Below are 14329 nucleotides of genomic sequence, written 5' to 3' on the forward strand. Positions count from 1 at the left end.
ACATTACTAACGCAAAGTGTTTAAATATTCTTAGCATTGATTTTTTATACCACGTCTAACAGAAATGGAGGATATGTGGTAAGTAAAACTTATTGCGCGGTACTACAGGGTATAAGCGCAGAAATAATTAACATTGAAGTAGATATTGGTGAAGGTCTGCCATCATGTGAGATGGTTGGCCTTCTTTCGTCTGAAGTGCGTGAGGCCAAGGAGCGAGTTAAATCAGCTTTAAGGAACTCAGGCATTTTTTTGCCTTCAGGGAGAACTACAATTAGTTTATCCCCTGCTGATATCAGAAAGGAAGGCTCGGGATTTGATTTAGGAATTGCTGTTGGAATCATGATTTCATTGGGACTTATTGATGAAGAGAAAGTTAAGAACAAAATCTTTATCGGTGAACTTGGATTAGACGGTGAAGTTAAGAAAGTTAACGGTGTTTTAAACATGGTTATGGCAGCAAGGAATAAAGGATTTAAGGAGGCAGTTGTACCTTTAGCAAATGTAAAAGAAGCAACTATGGTTTCTGGAATAAATATTATTTCATTTAAAAACCTAGAAGAGTTAGTGGTGGCTTTTGATAGTACTTTAAAATATGAAGAAACCGTAGATATTTCTAAAATTATTGATGAGGATGAAGACAAAGAGGAAGTATATGATTTTTCAAATGTTTATGGACAAGGTATAGCTAAAAGAGCAATTGAAATTGCTGTAAGTGGAATGCATAATATTATGCTTGTTGGTCCACCGGGATGTGGTAAGTCTTTGATGGCAAAATGTATACCATCCATTATGCCAAAACTTAGTGTTGATGAGGCATTAGAAATTACAGGAATTCATAGCATGGGAGGAAGACTTGGTAATAATGAAGTGATTACAAAAAGACCATTTTTAAGTCCGCATTATACAACAACAATTACAGCACTTATGGGTGGCGGAAAGAATCCAAAACCTGGAGATATATCTCTTGCACATGGTGGTATTTTATATCTTGATGAATTTCCTGAATTTCCAAGAAAACAATTAGAAACATTAAGGCAACCCATGGAAGATGGGCAAATTACCATATCTAGAGTTAATGGAAATTATACATATCCAGCTAGGTTTATGTTAGTTGCTTCTATGAATCCATGTCCTTGTGGATATTATCCTGATAGGAACAAATGCAATTGTAGCATTTATCAAATAGAGAAATATAAATCAAAACTTAGTGGGCCGATGTATGATCGAATTGATATATGTGTAAATGTTGAAAGTGTTAAGTTAGAGGAATTAATGAGTGATGATTATGATAAGAATGGTTTGCAGAATGATGTAAAAAGAGATACATCTAAAATTATTAGACAAAGAGTTGAAAGAGTAAGAAAAATTCAACTTGAAAGATTCAAAAATGAAAGCATAAAATTTAATTCGCAGATGAATAATGAACAAGTAAAAAAATATGCAAAAATGGATAGTGAGGCAGCGAAATTTTTAGGACAGGTTTTTGAGAAGAAAAAACTTAGTGCAAGAAGTTATTATAAGATAATAAAGGTTGCTAGAACCATAAGTGACATAGAAGGAAAAGAGTTTATAGATAAAACATCAATAGCAGAGGCAGTTGGATTAAGGGGGAATATCAATGAATGATAAAATGTATTGGTTATGGCTTAGTGGCATAGATAATATGTGGTCTAAAAAAATAGAAATTTTAATAAAAAGATTTGGAAGTGCTGAAGAAATATATAAAGCAAGTAAAAAAGATATTATGGCTTTTTATAGAGATTACAATAAGGTGGAAGAAAATATAAATGATGTTGTATTTAATAGTAATAATCAAAATGATACTAAGTATGTAATAAAAGGTCATAAAGTTGAGTTTACAATGGAAGATGTAAATAGAATTTTAGACAAAGAATATGGGAAGAAAAAGCTAGAAGATATGGTGAAAATTATGGATAGGGAGAGAATGAAATTTACGTATATGGGTGATGAAAACTTTCCTATTAAATTATATGATTTAACAACTCCTGTATATACGCTTTTTTATATTGGTAAATTACCAGCTGGAAAGACCTGTAGCATAATTGGTGCAAGAAATTGTAGTGAGTATGGTAAAAAATATGCATTGACAGTTGGCGAAAATTTGGCACGTGGAAATGTAGAGGTTATAAGTGGCATGGCTAGAGGAATTGATACATATGGTATGTATGGTGCATATCGTGGTGGAGCAAATGTATATGCAGTTTTGGGAAGTGGCGCAGATGTATGTTATCCGAAAGATAATTTAGAAATATATGAGGCCATAAAACAAAGAGGTGGAATTATATCAGAATATCCCCCAGGGTGTTTAGGGTTACCTTGGCATTTCCCGCATAGAAACAGAATAATAAGCGGCTTATCAGATTGTGTGGCTGTTATAGAGGCTAGAAAGAAAAGTGGATCATTAATAACAGTTTCGTATGCTATACAAGAGGGGAAGGACATATATGCACTTCCAGGACGAGTTAGTGATGAATTAAGTGTAGGCTGTAATGAATTAATTAGAGATGGAGCAGCAGTTATTTTTGATGGTCGAGAAATTGTTTTTGATATTACTGGAAAAGAAATAAGGAGAAGAGTTAGTAAAAAAGCATTAAAGAATGAATTGGGAGATGAAAAATATAAGATATACAGTTTACTTTCTATGACACCTGAAAGTATTGAAAATATATCAAGAAAAGCTAATGTAAGTATTGATATTATTAGGTCACATTTGCTGGATTTAGAGATGAGTGGATACATTGTAGAAGTGACTTCTGGATATTATGTAAGAGGATGATTTTTAAAAAACTAAAATCAAAAATTTTATTAAAAAAATAAAAATTTACTTGCAAAAGATTCGAATAGGGTGTATAGTTGCCTTGATTTGCTTTCAGAAGGGGAGCAAAAAAAGGGATGGTTTTATGAAAGACCAAGAAGGAGATAAGGATTATAATGGCTAAAAAATATTTAGTTATAGTTGAGTCGCCTGCTAAGGTTAAGACAATTAAAAAGTTTTTGGGAAGCAATTATGAAGTGTTGGCTTCTAATGGACATATAAGGGATTTGCCTAAGAGTACAATGGGCATTGATATAGAGAACAACTTCGAACCTAAGTATATTACAATAAGAGGTAAGGGTGAGAAACTTAATGAACTTAAGAAGAATGCAAAGAAAGCAGATAAGATTTTTCTTGCAACTGACCCTGACCGTGAGGGAGAAGCTATATCATGGCATTTAAAAACAGCTCTTGGACAGGACGAAAAGAAGCTATATAGAATTTCATTTAATGAAATAACAAAAAATGCAGTTAAGGAATCATTAAAGAATCCTAGACAGATAGATATGGGACTTGTTGATGCACAGCAGGCTAGACGTGTTCTTGACAGAATGGTTGGTTACATGATAAGTCCAGTTTTATGGCAGAAAGTTAAGAGAGGTCTTAGTGCAGGTAGAGTTCAGTCTGTAGCACTTAAGATGATTTGTGATAGAGAAGCAGAAATTGATGCATTTATTCCAGAAGAATATTTTGATATTGAAGCAGAACTTAAACTTGAAGGTGAAAAGAAACCATTTTTATGTAAACTTAATTACAAGGGTAAGGAAAAACTTAGAATAACAAATAAGGAAGAACTTGCTAATATTATTTCTGTTATTGAAAAAGCAGATTATAAAGTTTCAGATGTTCAGGTTGGAAAGCGTACTAAGAAGGCACCAGTTCCTTTCATTACTAGTACACTTCAGCAGGAAGCATCTAAGACTCTCAACTTCTCAACACAGAAGACCATGAGACTTGCTCAGCAGCTTTATGAAGGTGTTGATATTAAGGGAAGAGGTACAGTAGGTTTAATTACGTACTTACGTACTGACTCTATTCGAATTGCTGAAACCGCTCAGGAAGCAGCTAAAGAATTTATAGAAGAAAAATATGGTAAAGAATATATAGCAACAACAGAGAGTACAAATAAATCAGGTAAAAAGATTCAGGATGCTCATGAAGCAATAAGACCAACAGATATTACACTTATGCCTGAACTTATTAAGGATGAGTTATCAAGAGATTTATTTAGATTATATCAGCTTATCTGGAAAAGATTTGTTGCAAGCCAGATGGAAAATTCTATATCAGAGATTAAGTCAGTTAAAATCTCAGCTGATGAATATATTTTCAATGCATCAGATTCAAAAGTTTTATTTGATGGTTTTACAAAGGTATATACAGCAAGTGATGAGGAAAAGGAAAAGTCTGATAATGTTATTTCAAAACTTACTAAGGAAAGTGAATTGAGTCTTGTTAAGCTTAATCAGAATCAGCATTTTACACAGGCACCTGCTCACTTTACAGAAGCAGCACTTGTAAAGGCACTTGAAGAAGAAGGCATTGGAAGACCAAGTACATATGCTCCAACAATCACAACTATTTTAGCTAGACATTATGTTACAAAGGAAAATAAAAATTTATATGTAACAGATTTAGGTGAAGCTGTTAATAATATTATGAAGGAAGCCTTTGAGGTTATTGTTGATAGCAAGTTTACTGCTAATCTTGAATCATTGCTTGATATGGTTGAAGAAGGAAAGGTTGAATGGAAGACTGTTGTAAGTAACTTTTATCCAGATCTTGAAGCAGCAGTTAAGAATGCTGAAAAGGAACTTGAAAAAGTTGAAATTGCAGATGAGGTTACAGATGTTATATGTGAGGAATGTGGAAGAAATATGGTAATTAAGTATGGTCCACATGGTAAGTTCCTTGCATGTCCAGGATTCCCTGAATGTAGAAATACAAAACAATATTTTGAAAAGATTGGAGTTGCTTGTCCTAAGTGCGGTGGCGAAATCGTAATTAGAAAGACAAAGAAGGGCAGAAGATACTATGGATGTGAAAACATCCCAGAGTGTGATTTTATGTCATGGCAGAAAGTATCAAAGGAAAAATGTCCTAAGTGTGGTGGCTTTATGGTGGAACGTGGTAATAAGCTTACATGTGGTGATACAGAGTGTGGCTATGTTTGCGATAAACCAAAGGAAGAAACAAAGTAAATATTTTTTTGAAATATATAAACTATAAAAAGATTTTAATAACTTAAGAACATTTTAAATGATTGTTAAATGAATTTAAGATGATTCTGAAAATAGTTGTTGAAATCTTTTTTTATTTATGCTAAACTTGAAAGGCTGAATATGCACGTGTGGCTAGTAGAGCCGGTGCCTTTATAATTAAGGTGGTATTCTATGGAAGTGCACACGGAAGAATAAAACCAAATGGAGGTAGAGAAATGAGCGTTATATCAATGAAACAGCTCTTAGAAGCAGGTGTTCACTTTGGACATCAGACAAAAAGATGGAACCCTAAGATGGCTCCATACATTTACACAGAAAGAAATGGTATCTACATCATCGACTTACAGAAGTCAGTAGGTATGGTAGATACAGCATACCAGGCAGTAGCAGACATTGTTGCTGATGGTGGTAAGATTCTTTTCGTAGGTACAAAGAAACAGGCTCAGGAAGCTATCAAGAGTGAAGCTGAAAGATGCGGTATGTACTATGTAAACGAAAGATGGCTTGGTGGTATGCTTACAAACTTTAAGACAATCAAGTCAAGAATTGCTAGACTTAAAGAAATCGAAGCTATGTCAGAAGATGGAACATTCGATGTTCTTCCTAAGAAGGAAGTTATTGAACTTAAGAAAGAATGGGATAAGCTTGAAAAGAACCTTGGTGGTATCAAGAACATGAAGACTATTCCAGATGCTATCTTTGTAGTAGATCCTAAGAAAGAAAAGATTTGTATCCAGGAAGCACATACACTTGGAATTCCTCTTATCGGTATCGCTGATACAAACTGTGATCCAGAAGAACTTGATTATGTTATTCCAGGTAACGATGATGCTATCAGAGCAGTTAAGCTTATCGTAGCTAAGATGGCTGATGCTGTTATTGAAAGCAATCAGGGTGCTGAAGGTGAAGACTTTGAAGCAGCAGAAGAAGTTGCAGAAGAAGTAACAGAAGATACAGAAGCATAATATAATTTTTGATAATATATAATTTCATAATATAGGAGGATAAGAAGATGGCAGATATTACAGCTGCAATGGTAAAAGAGCTTAGAACTCTTACAGGTGCTGGTGTTATGGCTTGTAAGAACGCTTTAGTAGAAACAGATGGTAATATGGATGAAGCTGTAGAAGTTCTCAGAAAAAAAGGTGAAGCTACAGCTGTTAAGAAATCAGGCAGAATCGCTGCAGAAGGTACAAGTTTTGCAGTAGTAAAGGATGATAAGAAGGCTGTTGTTGTTGAAGTTAACTCAGAAACAGACTTCGTTGCTAAGAACGAAAAGTTCAAGACATTCGTTGCTCAGGTTGCTGACCAGATTATAGATTCAAATGCAAAAGATGTTGAAGAGTTACTCGCTGAACAGTGGAAACTTGATGCATCAAAGACAGTTAAAGATGAATTAGTTTCACAGATCGCTGTTATCGGTGAAAACATGAACATCAGAAGATTTGCTAAGATTGAAGCTAATGATGGTATCGTTGCATCATACATCCATATGGGTGGTAAGATTGGTACTCTCGTATATGCACAGACAGATGTTGTAAATGATGACATTAAGACAGCACTTTACAATGTTGCTATGCAGGTTACAGCTTTAAATCCAAAATTCATCACAGATGAAGATGTTGATCAGGATTACATTAATCATGAAAAAGAAATTCTTCTTGCTCAGATTCAGAATGATCCTAAGGAATCACAGAAGCCTGAAAAGGTTATCGAAGGTATGATTATGGGTCGTATCAAGAAAGAGCTTAAAGAAGTAGTTCTTTATGATCAGGCATATTTCCAGGCTGCTGATGGTAAGCAGACAGTTGCTGCTTATATTGATGAAGTAGCTAAGGCTAATGGTGCTAACATCAAGATCAAAGAATTCGTTCGTTTTGAAACAGGCGAAGGTCTTGAAAAGAAAGAAGAAGATTTCGCTGCAGAAGTTGCAAAACAGATGCAGTAATGCTTTTGATTGCAAATCAAAAGAGCCCTCCGCGGCTTTGAGCGGAGTCAGAAATTCTCTGTAAGAGAATTTACCTTGTGTGATTGTAAATCAAAAGTAGATATATATAAAACCACGTACCAATAGGTACGTGGTTTTTGTTTGAAGATGGAGAATAAGATGCATAATAAAATAAAAATGATGATTCCATATTTATGTACAGTTTTGTTGGTGATGCTGATGACATTGTTTTCGGAGGTATTAAATGAAAAAGAAATAATATTTCCTGAAATAACAGCATTAGCTGTTGGATATATGGTAGCGAAGAAAAGAAGTTGGAAAGTAAATGGAAAAAGAATGTTAGCCCTTATAACAGTTTGTGCTATTTTAGGAGTTGGAATTGTAAGATATTTGAATGCACCTATTTTAGTAGAGGTTGTTGTAGCGTATTCATTTGCTCAGGTTTTATTTATGTATTCAGGTACAACATTTGCTCCTTTTGTATCAGCAATTGTTCTGCCAGTTATGATGCAAACAGAAAGCATAATATACCCGATTTCTGCTTTTGCATTAACTTTATTGATAATAATATTTCATAATATATTTATATTTTTGGGAATACGTGAGGATGAAGATTATATACCAGTAAAGCTTAATTTAGAGGAAGATAAGTTAGATGCAGCAATTAGAATTTTATGTGTTACTCTTATGGCGAGTGTGGCTTTTATGAGTGGATTTAGATTTATAATTGCGCCTCCATTATTAGTTGCGTTTACGGAGTTTTCCAGACCGAGGAATAAAACAAGAAATAAGCCAGTAAAAGTAGTATTTGTTATCACGATTTGCGCATTTGTAGGAGTTATTACTAGATATATAGTTGTCATTAAATTATTACTTCCATTAACGATTGCTGCGGTGATTGCAACTAGTATTATGCTTATTATTCTTAATAAAACAGAAATGTATATGCCACCTGTTGGTGCAATCACGATGCTTTCGATGATAATTAAAAAAGAGATTTTATTTACATATCCTATTCAGATATTTGTGGGTAGTGTTGTTATAATGGTTATGTCTAGAAACTTATTTATGAAGCGTCAAGATAGAGGAAAATATGAAACAGAGCATGAATTAAAAGCTGGTTAATAGCGTTTTTTGGTAGACATATTTGGTGATAATTAGTAAAATATATAGTATGAGTTTACGTTTGTATATATAGAAATATGGGGATTTAAACAAAGGAGAAAGATTTATGCAAAAAAACAAATTTTTTCCAGAAGTAAATGGAAATTTTGCTTTTGGGTGTATGAGGCTACCTATGAAGGGGAGTGAGGTTGACTATGATGAATTTATTAAGATGATTGATAAGTTCATAGAGACAGGTTTTAATTATTTTGATACAGCACATGGCTATATTGAAGGGAAAAGTGAGACTGCAATTAGAGATTGCTTGTCAAAAAGATATGATAGGGATAAGTTTTTGCTTACAAATAAACTTACTTCACCTTATTTTGATAAAGAAGAAGATATAAGACCTTTCTTTGATAAACAACTTGAGTTATGTGGAGTTGATTATTTTGATTTTTACCTTATGCATGCGCAGGATCATAATAACTATCCAAAATTTAAAGCATGTAATGCTTATGAAACTGCTTTTGAATTAAAGAAAGAAGGAAAGATTAAGCACGTTGGAATTTCTTTCCATGATAATGCATCAATGCTTGAACAGATTCTTACTGATTATCCAGAGATTGAAGTTGTTCAAATTCAGTTTAATTATGTGGATTATTTAGATAGTGCGGTAGACAGTAAAAATATTTATGAAGTATGTGAAAAATACAATAAGCCAGTCCTTATTATGGAACCTGTAAAGGGTGGCACTTTAGTGAATCTTCCAGATGATGCTGATAAAATATTTAGAGATTTAGGTGATGGTTATAGTAATGCTAGTTATGCAATTAGATATACAGCATCATTTCCTAAGGTTTCAGTTGTATTATCAGGTATGAGTAATATGGAGCAAATGAATGATAATATGAGTTTTATGGCTGATTTTAAACCTTTAGATGAAAGAGAAATGCTTGCTGTTGCAAAGGTGTGTGCCATTTTTAAAAATCTTGATTTGATTCCATGTACAGGTTGTAGATATTGTACTGAAGGATGTCCAATGAATATACCTATTCCAGATTATTTTTCATTGCTTAATGCAAAGAATAATTTTTCTAGTTGGAATCAGAATATGTATTATAATAATATTTTACATGACGGAGTTGGAAAAGCGTCGGAATGTATAGGATGTGGACAATGTGAGGGGGTATGTCCTCAGCATTTGGAAATCATTGAATTGTTAAAGAAGGTAGCGCAAGCGTTTGAATAATAATGGAGGTACATTATGAGTATTAAAGTAAGAGATAATGTAAAAGATAAACTATCAATGCAGACTAAAACTATAGCTGCATTTATTGCAATCGTTGCTGCAGTAGCTTTACCACAAATTTTTCATCTTATTGGTGCAGCTATTGGTGCAGATACAGCAATTGGTGAAAAGTATTTACCAATGCATTTGCCAGTTATTTTTGTTGGACTATTAATAGGGGCTTATACTGGTAGTCTTACGGGTTTAATTGCACCTTTGGTAAGTTTTGCATTAACAGGAATGCCAGCAAAGTCTATGCTTCCATTTATGATGATTGAGTTATTTGGATATGGATTTGCTGCAGGAATTATTAAGAATATTATTAATACAGAAGAAGTAGGAGCAGTTAAGAGTCTTGTTGGAAATACAATTAAAGTATTTTTAGTTCAGGTATCTGGTAGAGCACTAAGAGCTATTGCTATCCTATTCTCATTTCATGTTCTTGGTAACAAGGCAATTAAGCCTATAATTATTACAAAGAGCATTAGTGCTGGAGTGGTGGGTATAGTTATACAATTAGTTGCTATTCCAATAATATTATATGTAATTAATGGTAGAAAACATGAATAAATTATTTGAAAAAGAATTACTCGATGAACTTAATAATGGAGATACAACTCTTGTGATTAGATGTGATGAGAAAGTTATCAAATCTAATCACAAGGGTATATCGCCCTTGATTGAATTGAATGAGAAAAATCTTAATTTAGAAGGTGCTTGTGCATATGATAAAATAGTTGGTAAGGCAGCGGCTTTACTTTATGCACGTTTGAATATAAAGTATGTTTATGCTGAAGTTTTATCAAAACGTGGTATGGATACTTTAGATAATTATGGAGTTGAATATGACTATTCTGTTTTTACAGATGAGATAATTAATAGATTGAAAACAGGTATGTGTCCGATGGAGGAAACAGTTTTAGATGTGAAGAATCCAGAGGAAGCATATGAAAAATTAAAGAAAAAAATAATTGAAATGAAAAATAATAAATAGTTGAAATGAAAAGCGAAAAAATAGAAATAGTATTTAGTATATAGATTTTATAATATAAATTATATATATTAATTTTATATTATTAATTTGAAAAAAAGATTTATACAGGAAGGATTATTATATGAATTTAATTTTTGATATTGATGGAACCCTTTGGGATACTACTAAAGTTGTAGCTGATGCGTGGCAGAGGGCTGTAGATGAGATAGGTACGGTGACTACAAAGTTGACACCTGAAAGACTTAAAAAAGAATTTGGTAAGCCTATGGATGTTATTGCTAAGAATGTATTTCCAGAGATAGAAGATGAAGAAGATAGAAATAAATTAATAGAACTATGTTATAAGTATGAAGAAGAGTTTTTAGATGGCTTAAGTGATGAAAGTGTAGAAGATATTTTATTTGATCAGGTTAGATACACTTTAACTAAGTTAAAGGAAGAACATGATTTATACATAGTAAGTAATTGCCAGAAAGGTTATATAGAATTATTTTTGAAAAAATCAAAACTAGGTCATCTTTTTAATGATTACTTATGTTTTGGAGATACTAATGCACCTAAGGGTATTACAATTAAACAACTTATGATGAATAATCATCTCTTAGAAAAACACACTTTATATGTTGGTGATACTATTGGTGATTTTGAAGCAACATTACTAGCTGGAATTAAATTTGTATTTTGTAAGTATGGATTTGGCCAGGTACCAAATGCTGAATATCAGATAGATGGGATAAGTGAGTTGTTATAATTAATAGAAGAGGTATATAATAAAATTTTTATAATAAGAGTTAGTTGTAAATTGATACTAACTGATATGGAAAGTGAGAGCGGATATGGAATTTAATGAAACAAGACCTTTTGTAGAATTTGAAAAGATGAAGAATTTTATTGCGGATGCATTTGCTGCATATGGAGTTCCTAAGGAAGATGCTGAAATTTGTGCGGACGTTTTGATTGAGTCAGATAAGCGTGGTATCGAAAGCCATGGCTGTAATAGATTTAAACCAATCTATATTGATAGAATTAAGAATGGTACACTTTTACCTGTTACTAATATTGAAATTTTAAAAGAGACTCCAACGACTGTAGTTATGGATGCTCATGATGGTATGGGTATGGTTGCTAGTCATAAGATGATGACTATGCTTATTGAAAAAGCTAAGAAGTATGGTATGGCGGGTGGCGCTATTAGAAATTCAACTCATTATGGTATCGCAGGTTATTGGAGTGGTATGGCTGCTGATGCAGGACTAGTTGGTATTACAGGTACTAATGCAAGACCTTCAATTGCTCCAACTTTTGGCGTTGAAAATATGCTAGGAACTAATCCACTTACATTTTCACTCCCAACTGATGAGGAATTCCCATTCTGTTTAGATTGCGCGACTTCAATAGTTCAGCGTGGTAAGATTGAATATTATGCGAGAAATGGTAAGGATACACCAGCAGGAATGGTTATTTCTGAAACAGGTGAGACTCTTACAGATAGTGAGCAAATACTTAAGGATTTAGTTGCAGGTACAGCAGCACTTGCACCTTTAGGTGGTGTTGGTGAAGAACTTGCTGGATATAAAGGATATGGATATGCTACAGTTGTTGAAATCCTTTCAGCAGCTTTAAGTGGTGGTAAGTTTATGAAGGCTTTAACAGGTGTTGATGAAAATAAGAAGCCTAGAATGTATAATCTTGGACATTTCTTCTTCGTAGTTGATCCAGAAGCTTTTATGGGTCTTGAAACATTTAAGAAGATTGCTGGTGATATTTGTAGAGATCTTCGTGCATCTAAAAAGGCACCAGGAGAGGAACGTATTTTTACTGCAGGTGAAAAGGAACATGAAGTTTGGCTTTATAGAAAGGATAAAGGGGTTCCAGTAAGTGAAAGCGTTCAGAAAGATATTATTGAAGTTAGAAATGAAAAGAATTTAGATTATAAATTCGATTTTGAATAGAAAAAATATTAGAATGAATATTAATATAATTGAGTATTAATATAATTAGATAAGGATTATAATTATGTCGGCTAAAGATTATTTTAAAAAGTATTTACCTTATATTATCATTTATGCAGTTATTGCTATTGTTTTGATTTTTAAAACTATTTCTAATCAACCGAAGGAAGAAAAGCGGAATAAAAAAGAACTTAGTTTGGTAACTGAGACTAATGATAATGAAAAAAATAAAGAGACAAATAAAGATACCACGTTAGCAACAACTATAGAATTTGAATCAGAGACAGAGACAGTTGATTATGTGGAATATAAGTTTAGAAATAAGAATTTATTAAATCAGCATTTTGAAAAACATGGAAAAGACATGGGATTTGCTGATGCAAAGGCTTATGAAAAAGCAGCAAGTGATGTTGTTAATAATAAGTCAGCTCTTCATAAAACAGAAGAAGAGGATGGAGATGATATTTATTATGTAGAAAGCACCAATGAATTTGTTGTGGTTTCTACGGATGGATATTTAAGAACTTATTTTAATCCGGATAGAGGTCTTGATTATTTTAATCGACAGTAATACAATAATATAAGTGTGTTTGCTAAAAAAATTGAGATATTTTGAGATAAACACCTGGGGTCAAATATAAACTATATTGAAAGGCATATTATGAAAGAAGAATTACAAAAACGAGTAGATTTATTTATTGAAAATAAAGATAAGATAAAGGCAGAATTTCCAAAGGAAGCAGAGACATTAAGTATTCTTTGTGCTGCACTAATTGGACTTAGAAATAGGGAAGCTGATCCTAAAAAAATGAGAAAGTCATTAGAAATTGTTAGAGAGAATACAGGTGTTTTTTCAAGTTTTAGAGGAAGTTTAAGAATGCCTATTATTACGAAGATGTCTTTAACAGGTGATTCTAAAGACTTTTTATATGTCGTTCAAAAGAATTATAATGCATTAAGTGGACATAAGTGGATGGGAAATATTTATCAGATTCTTGCATCTATGATTATGTATGAATATGTTGAAAGAAAAGAAGTAAATGCTATGGTTTCATCAACCAAAGCAATTTATGCAAAAATGAAAAAAACGCATCCATTCTATACTTCTCAGGAAGATTGTACATTTGCTGCACTTCTTGCAATGACTGATAGAAATGAAGATGAGATGCTTGCAGATATTGAGAAGATGTATAAGATTCTTAAAGAGAGATTTAAGTATAATCGTAATGCGACACTTGCACTTGCACATGTTTTATATCTTAATAATGATGATATTGATACTAAGTGTAAAAAGGTTATAGATATTTATGATGCACTTAAGGATAAGGGTGTAAAGTTTACAACTACTTATGAGTTTGTTACTCTTGGAGTTATTACAAATCTTGATGTTGATATTGAAACTATAGCAAGTGATATCTATGAAGTTAATCTATTTTTAAAGAAGGATAAGGCATTTGGTATGCTTGGTGTTGGTAGATCAGAGCGCCATATGTATGCTTGCATGGTTGCGGTTTCCCTTCATTTGGAGAACATAGAAGGACTTATGGATAGTGCTCTTAATGATAATGTTGATGGAGACATTGATGATGAATATGAAGATGAAAGTACAGATTTGATTGATTATAATCTTTCAATTAGAATGGCAGAGGAGATGGCTCTATTACTTATGATGACAGGTGATAGTGAATCTGCATTGAAATAGCAGTTTCATAAAAGTGATGAAGATATTGTGAGAAATGTAGAAATATAAATGATAAAAAGAGGCTGTAAACAGTCTCTTTTTATTATGTATAAGGAAAACTCCACTATTATAAGGAAATTCTCTATTATGTGGGGGGAGTGAGCTTGCTTTTGTGAGTAGGAGTAATCAAATGCTTTCCTATTAGCCAAAAATGTAAAAAGGAAAGCAAGTTTAAGCATGTATTTGTAAGTATAGGTTACCAAATGCTTTCCTATTGGTCAAAAAAGTAAAAAAGGAAAGC

The 14329-nt window shown here is 32.8% G+C and carries 13 protein-coding genes; all 13 read left to right on the forward strand.

What is annotated here, in order from left to right:
• The first annotated feature begins 75 nt into the window (after positions 1–75).
• The 13 genes from B5D16_RS06595 to B5D16_RS06655 all read left to right on the forward strand — a co-directional run bounded on the left by B5D16_RS06595 (position 76) and on the right by B5D16_RS06655 (position 14049).
• The gene (locus B5D16_RS06595; protein WP_078766193.1) at positions 76–1626 is read left to right on the forward strand and encodes a YifB family Mg chelatase-like AAA ATPase; all 1551 of its coding nucleotides are present in this window, start codon (positions 76–78) and stop codon (positions 1624–1626) included.
• Positions 1619–2797, forward strand: a complete 1179-nt coding sequence (locus B5D16_RS06600; protein WP_078766195.1) for a DNA-processing protein DprA — start codon at positions 1619–1621, stop codon at positions 2795–2797. Before B5D16_RS06595 ends, B5D16_RS06600 begins: the two co-directional genes overlap by 8 nt.
• A 155-nt stretch (positions 2798–2952) precedes the next feature.
• The gene (topA, locus tag B5D16_RS06605) at positions 2953–5037 is read left to right on the forward strand and encodes a type I DNA topoisomerase (RefSeq protein ID WP_078766196.1); all 2085 of its coding nucleotides are present in this window, start codon (positions 2953–2955) and stop codon (positions 5035–5037) included.
• Between the two features lie 236 nt (positions 5038–5273).
• Positions 5274–6023, forward strand: a complete 750-nt coding sequence (gene rpsB / locus B5D16_RS06610) for a 30S ribosomal protein S2 (RefSeq protein WP_078766197.1) — start codon at positions 5274–5276, stop codon at positions 6021–6023.
• 47 nt (positions 6024–6070) lie between these two features.
• Positions 6071–7006, forward strand: coding sequence for a translation elongation factor Ts (gene tsf, locus B5D16_RS06615; protein WP_078766199.1), 936 nt, complete (start codon positions 6071–6073; stop codon positions 7004–7006).
• A 159-nt stretch (positions 7007–7165) separates the two neighbouring features.
• Positions 7166–8131, forward strand: coding sequence for an HPP family protein (locus B5D16_RS06620; protein WP_078766200.1), 966 nt, complete (start codon positions 7166–7168; stop codon positions 8129–8131).
• Positions 8132–8291: 160 nt separating this feature from the next.
• Positions 8292–9362, forward strand: a complete 1071-nt coding sequence (locus B5D16_RS06625; RefSeq protein ID WP_341465200.1) for an aldo/keto reductase — start codon at positions 8292–8294, stop codon at positions 9360–9362.
• Between the two features lie 15 nt (positions 9363–9377).
• Positions 9378–9971, forward strand: a complete 594-nt coding sequence (locus B5D16_RS06630) for an ECF transporter S component (RefSeq protein ID WP_078766202.1) — start codon at positions 9378–9380, stop codon at positions 9969–9971.
• Positions 9964–10395 carry a DUF1893 domain-containing protein gene (locus B5D16_RS06635; RefSeq protein WP_159444319.1) on the forward strand — a complete coding sequence of 144 codons (432 nt, stop codon included), beginning with the start codon at positions 9964–9966 and terminating at the stop codon, positions 10393–10395. Before B5D16_RS06630 ends, B5D16_RS06635 begins: the two co-directional genes overlap by 8 nt.
• 121 nt (positions 10396–10516) lie before the next feature.
• The gene (locus tag B5D16_RS06640) at positions 10517–11146 is read left to right on the forward strand and encodes an HAD family hydrolase (RefSeq protein WP_078766204.1); all 630 of its coding nucleotides are present in this window, start codon (positions 10517–10519) and stop codon (positions 11144–11146) included.
• Positions 11147–11231: 85 nt separating this feature from the next.
• Positions 11232–12347 carry an Ldh family oxidoreductase gene (locus tag B5D16_RS06645; protein WP_078766205.1) on the forward strand — a complete coding sequence of 372 codons (1116 nt, stop codon included), beginning with the start codon at positions 11232–11234 and terminating at the stop codon, positions 12345–12347.
• Positions 12348–12411: 64 nt separating this feature from the next.
• Positions 12412–12918 carry a hypothetical protein gene (locus B5D16_RS12555; protein WP_078766206.1) on the forward strand — a complete coding sequence of 169 codons (507 nt, stop codon included), beginning with the start codon at positions 12412–12414 and terminating at the stop codon, positions 12916–12918.
• A 90-nt stretch (positions 12919–13008) separates the two neighbouring features.
• Positions 13009–14049 carry a DUF4003 family protein gene (locus tag B5D16_RS06655; protein ID WP_078766207.1) on the forward strand — a complete coding sequence of 347 codons (1041 nt, stop codon included), beginning with the start codon at positions 13009–13011 and terminating at the stop codon, positions 14047–14049.
• Positions 14050–14329: the final 280 nt, after the last annotated feature.

The organism is Eubacterium uniforme (assembly GCF_900167115.1).
Taxonomy (GTDB): Bacteria; Bacillota; Clostridia; order Lachnospirales; family Lachnospiraceae; genus Eubacterium_S; species Eubacterium_S uniforme.

Coding starts and splice junctions, on each gene's coding strand:
- B5D16_RS06600 (WP_078766195.1), top strand. CDS start 1,619: ATGAATGATAAAATGTATTGGTTATGGCTTAGTGGCATAGATAATATG.
- topA (WP_078766196.1), top strand. CDS start 2,953: ATGGCTAAAAAATATTTAGTTATAGTTGAGTCGCCTGCTAAGGTTAAG.
- rpsB (WP_078766197.1), top strand. CDS start 5,274: ATGAGCGTTATATCAATGAAACAGCTCTTAGAAGCAGGTGTTCACTTT.
- tsf (WP_078766199.1), top strand. CDS start 6,071: ATGGCAGATATTACAGCTGCAATGGTAAAAGAGCTTAGAACTCTTACA.
- B5D16_RS06620 (WP_078766200.1), top strand. CDS start 7,166: ATGCATAATAAAATAAAAATGATGATTCCATATTTATGTACAGTTTTG.
- B5D16_RS06625 (WP_341465200.1), top strand. CDS start 8,292: ATGAGGCTACCTATGAAGGGGAGTGAGGTTGACTATGATGAATTTATT.
- B5D16_RS06630 (WP_078766202.1), top strand. CDS start 9,378: ATGAGTATTAAAGTAAGAGATAATGTAAAAGATAAACTATCAATGCAG.
- B5D16_RS06635 (WP_159444319.1), top strand. CDS start 9,964: ATGAATAAATTATTTGAAAAAGAATTACTCGATGAACTTAATAATGGA.
- B5D16_RS06640 (WP_078766204.1), top strand. CDS start 10,517: ATGAATTTAATTTTTGATATTGATGGAACCCTTTGGGATACTACTAAA.
- B5D16_RS06645 (WP_078766205.1), top strand. CDS start 11,232: ATGGAATTTAATGAAACAAGACCTTTTGTAGAATTTGAAAAGATGAAG.
- B5D16_RS12555 (WP_078766206.1), top strand. CDS start 12,412: ATGTCGGCTAAAGATTATTTTAAAAAGTATTTACCTTATATTATCATT.
- B5D16_RS06655 (WP_078766207.1), top strand. CDS start 13,009: ATGAAAGAAGAATTACAAAAACGAGTAGATTTATTTATTGAAAATAAA.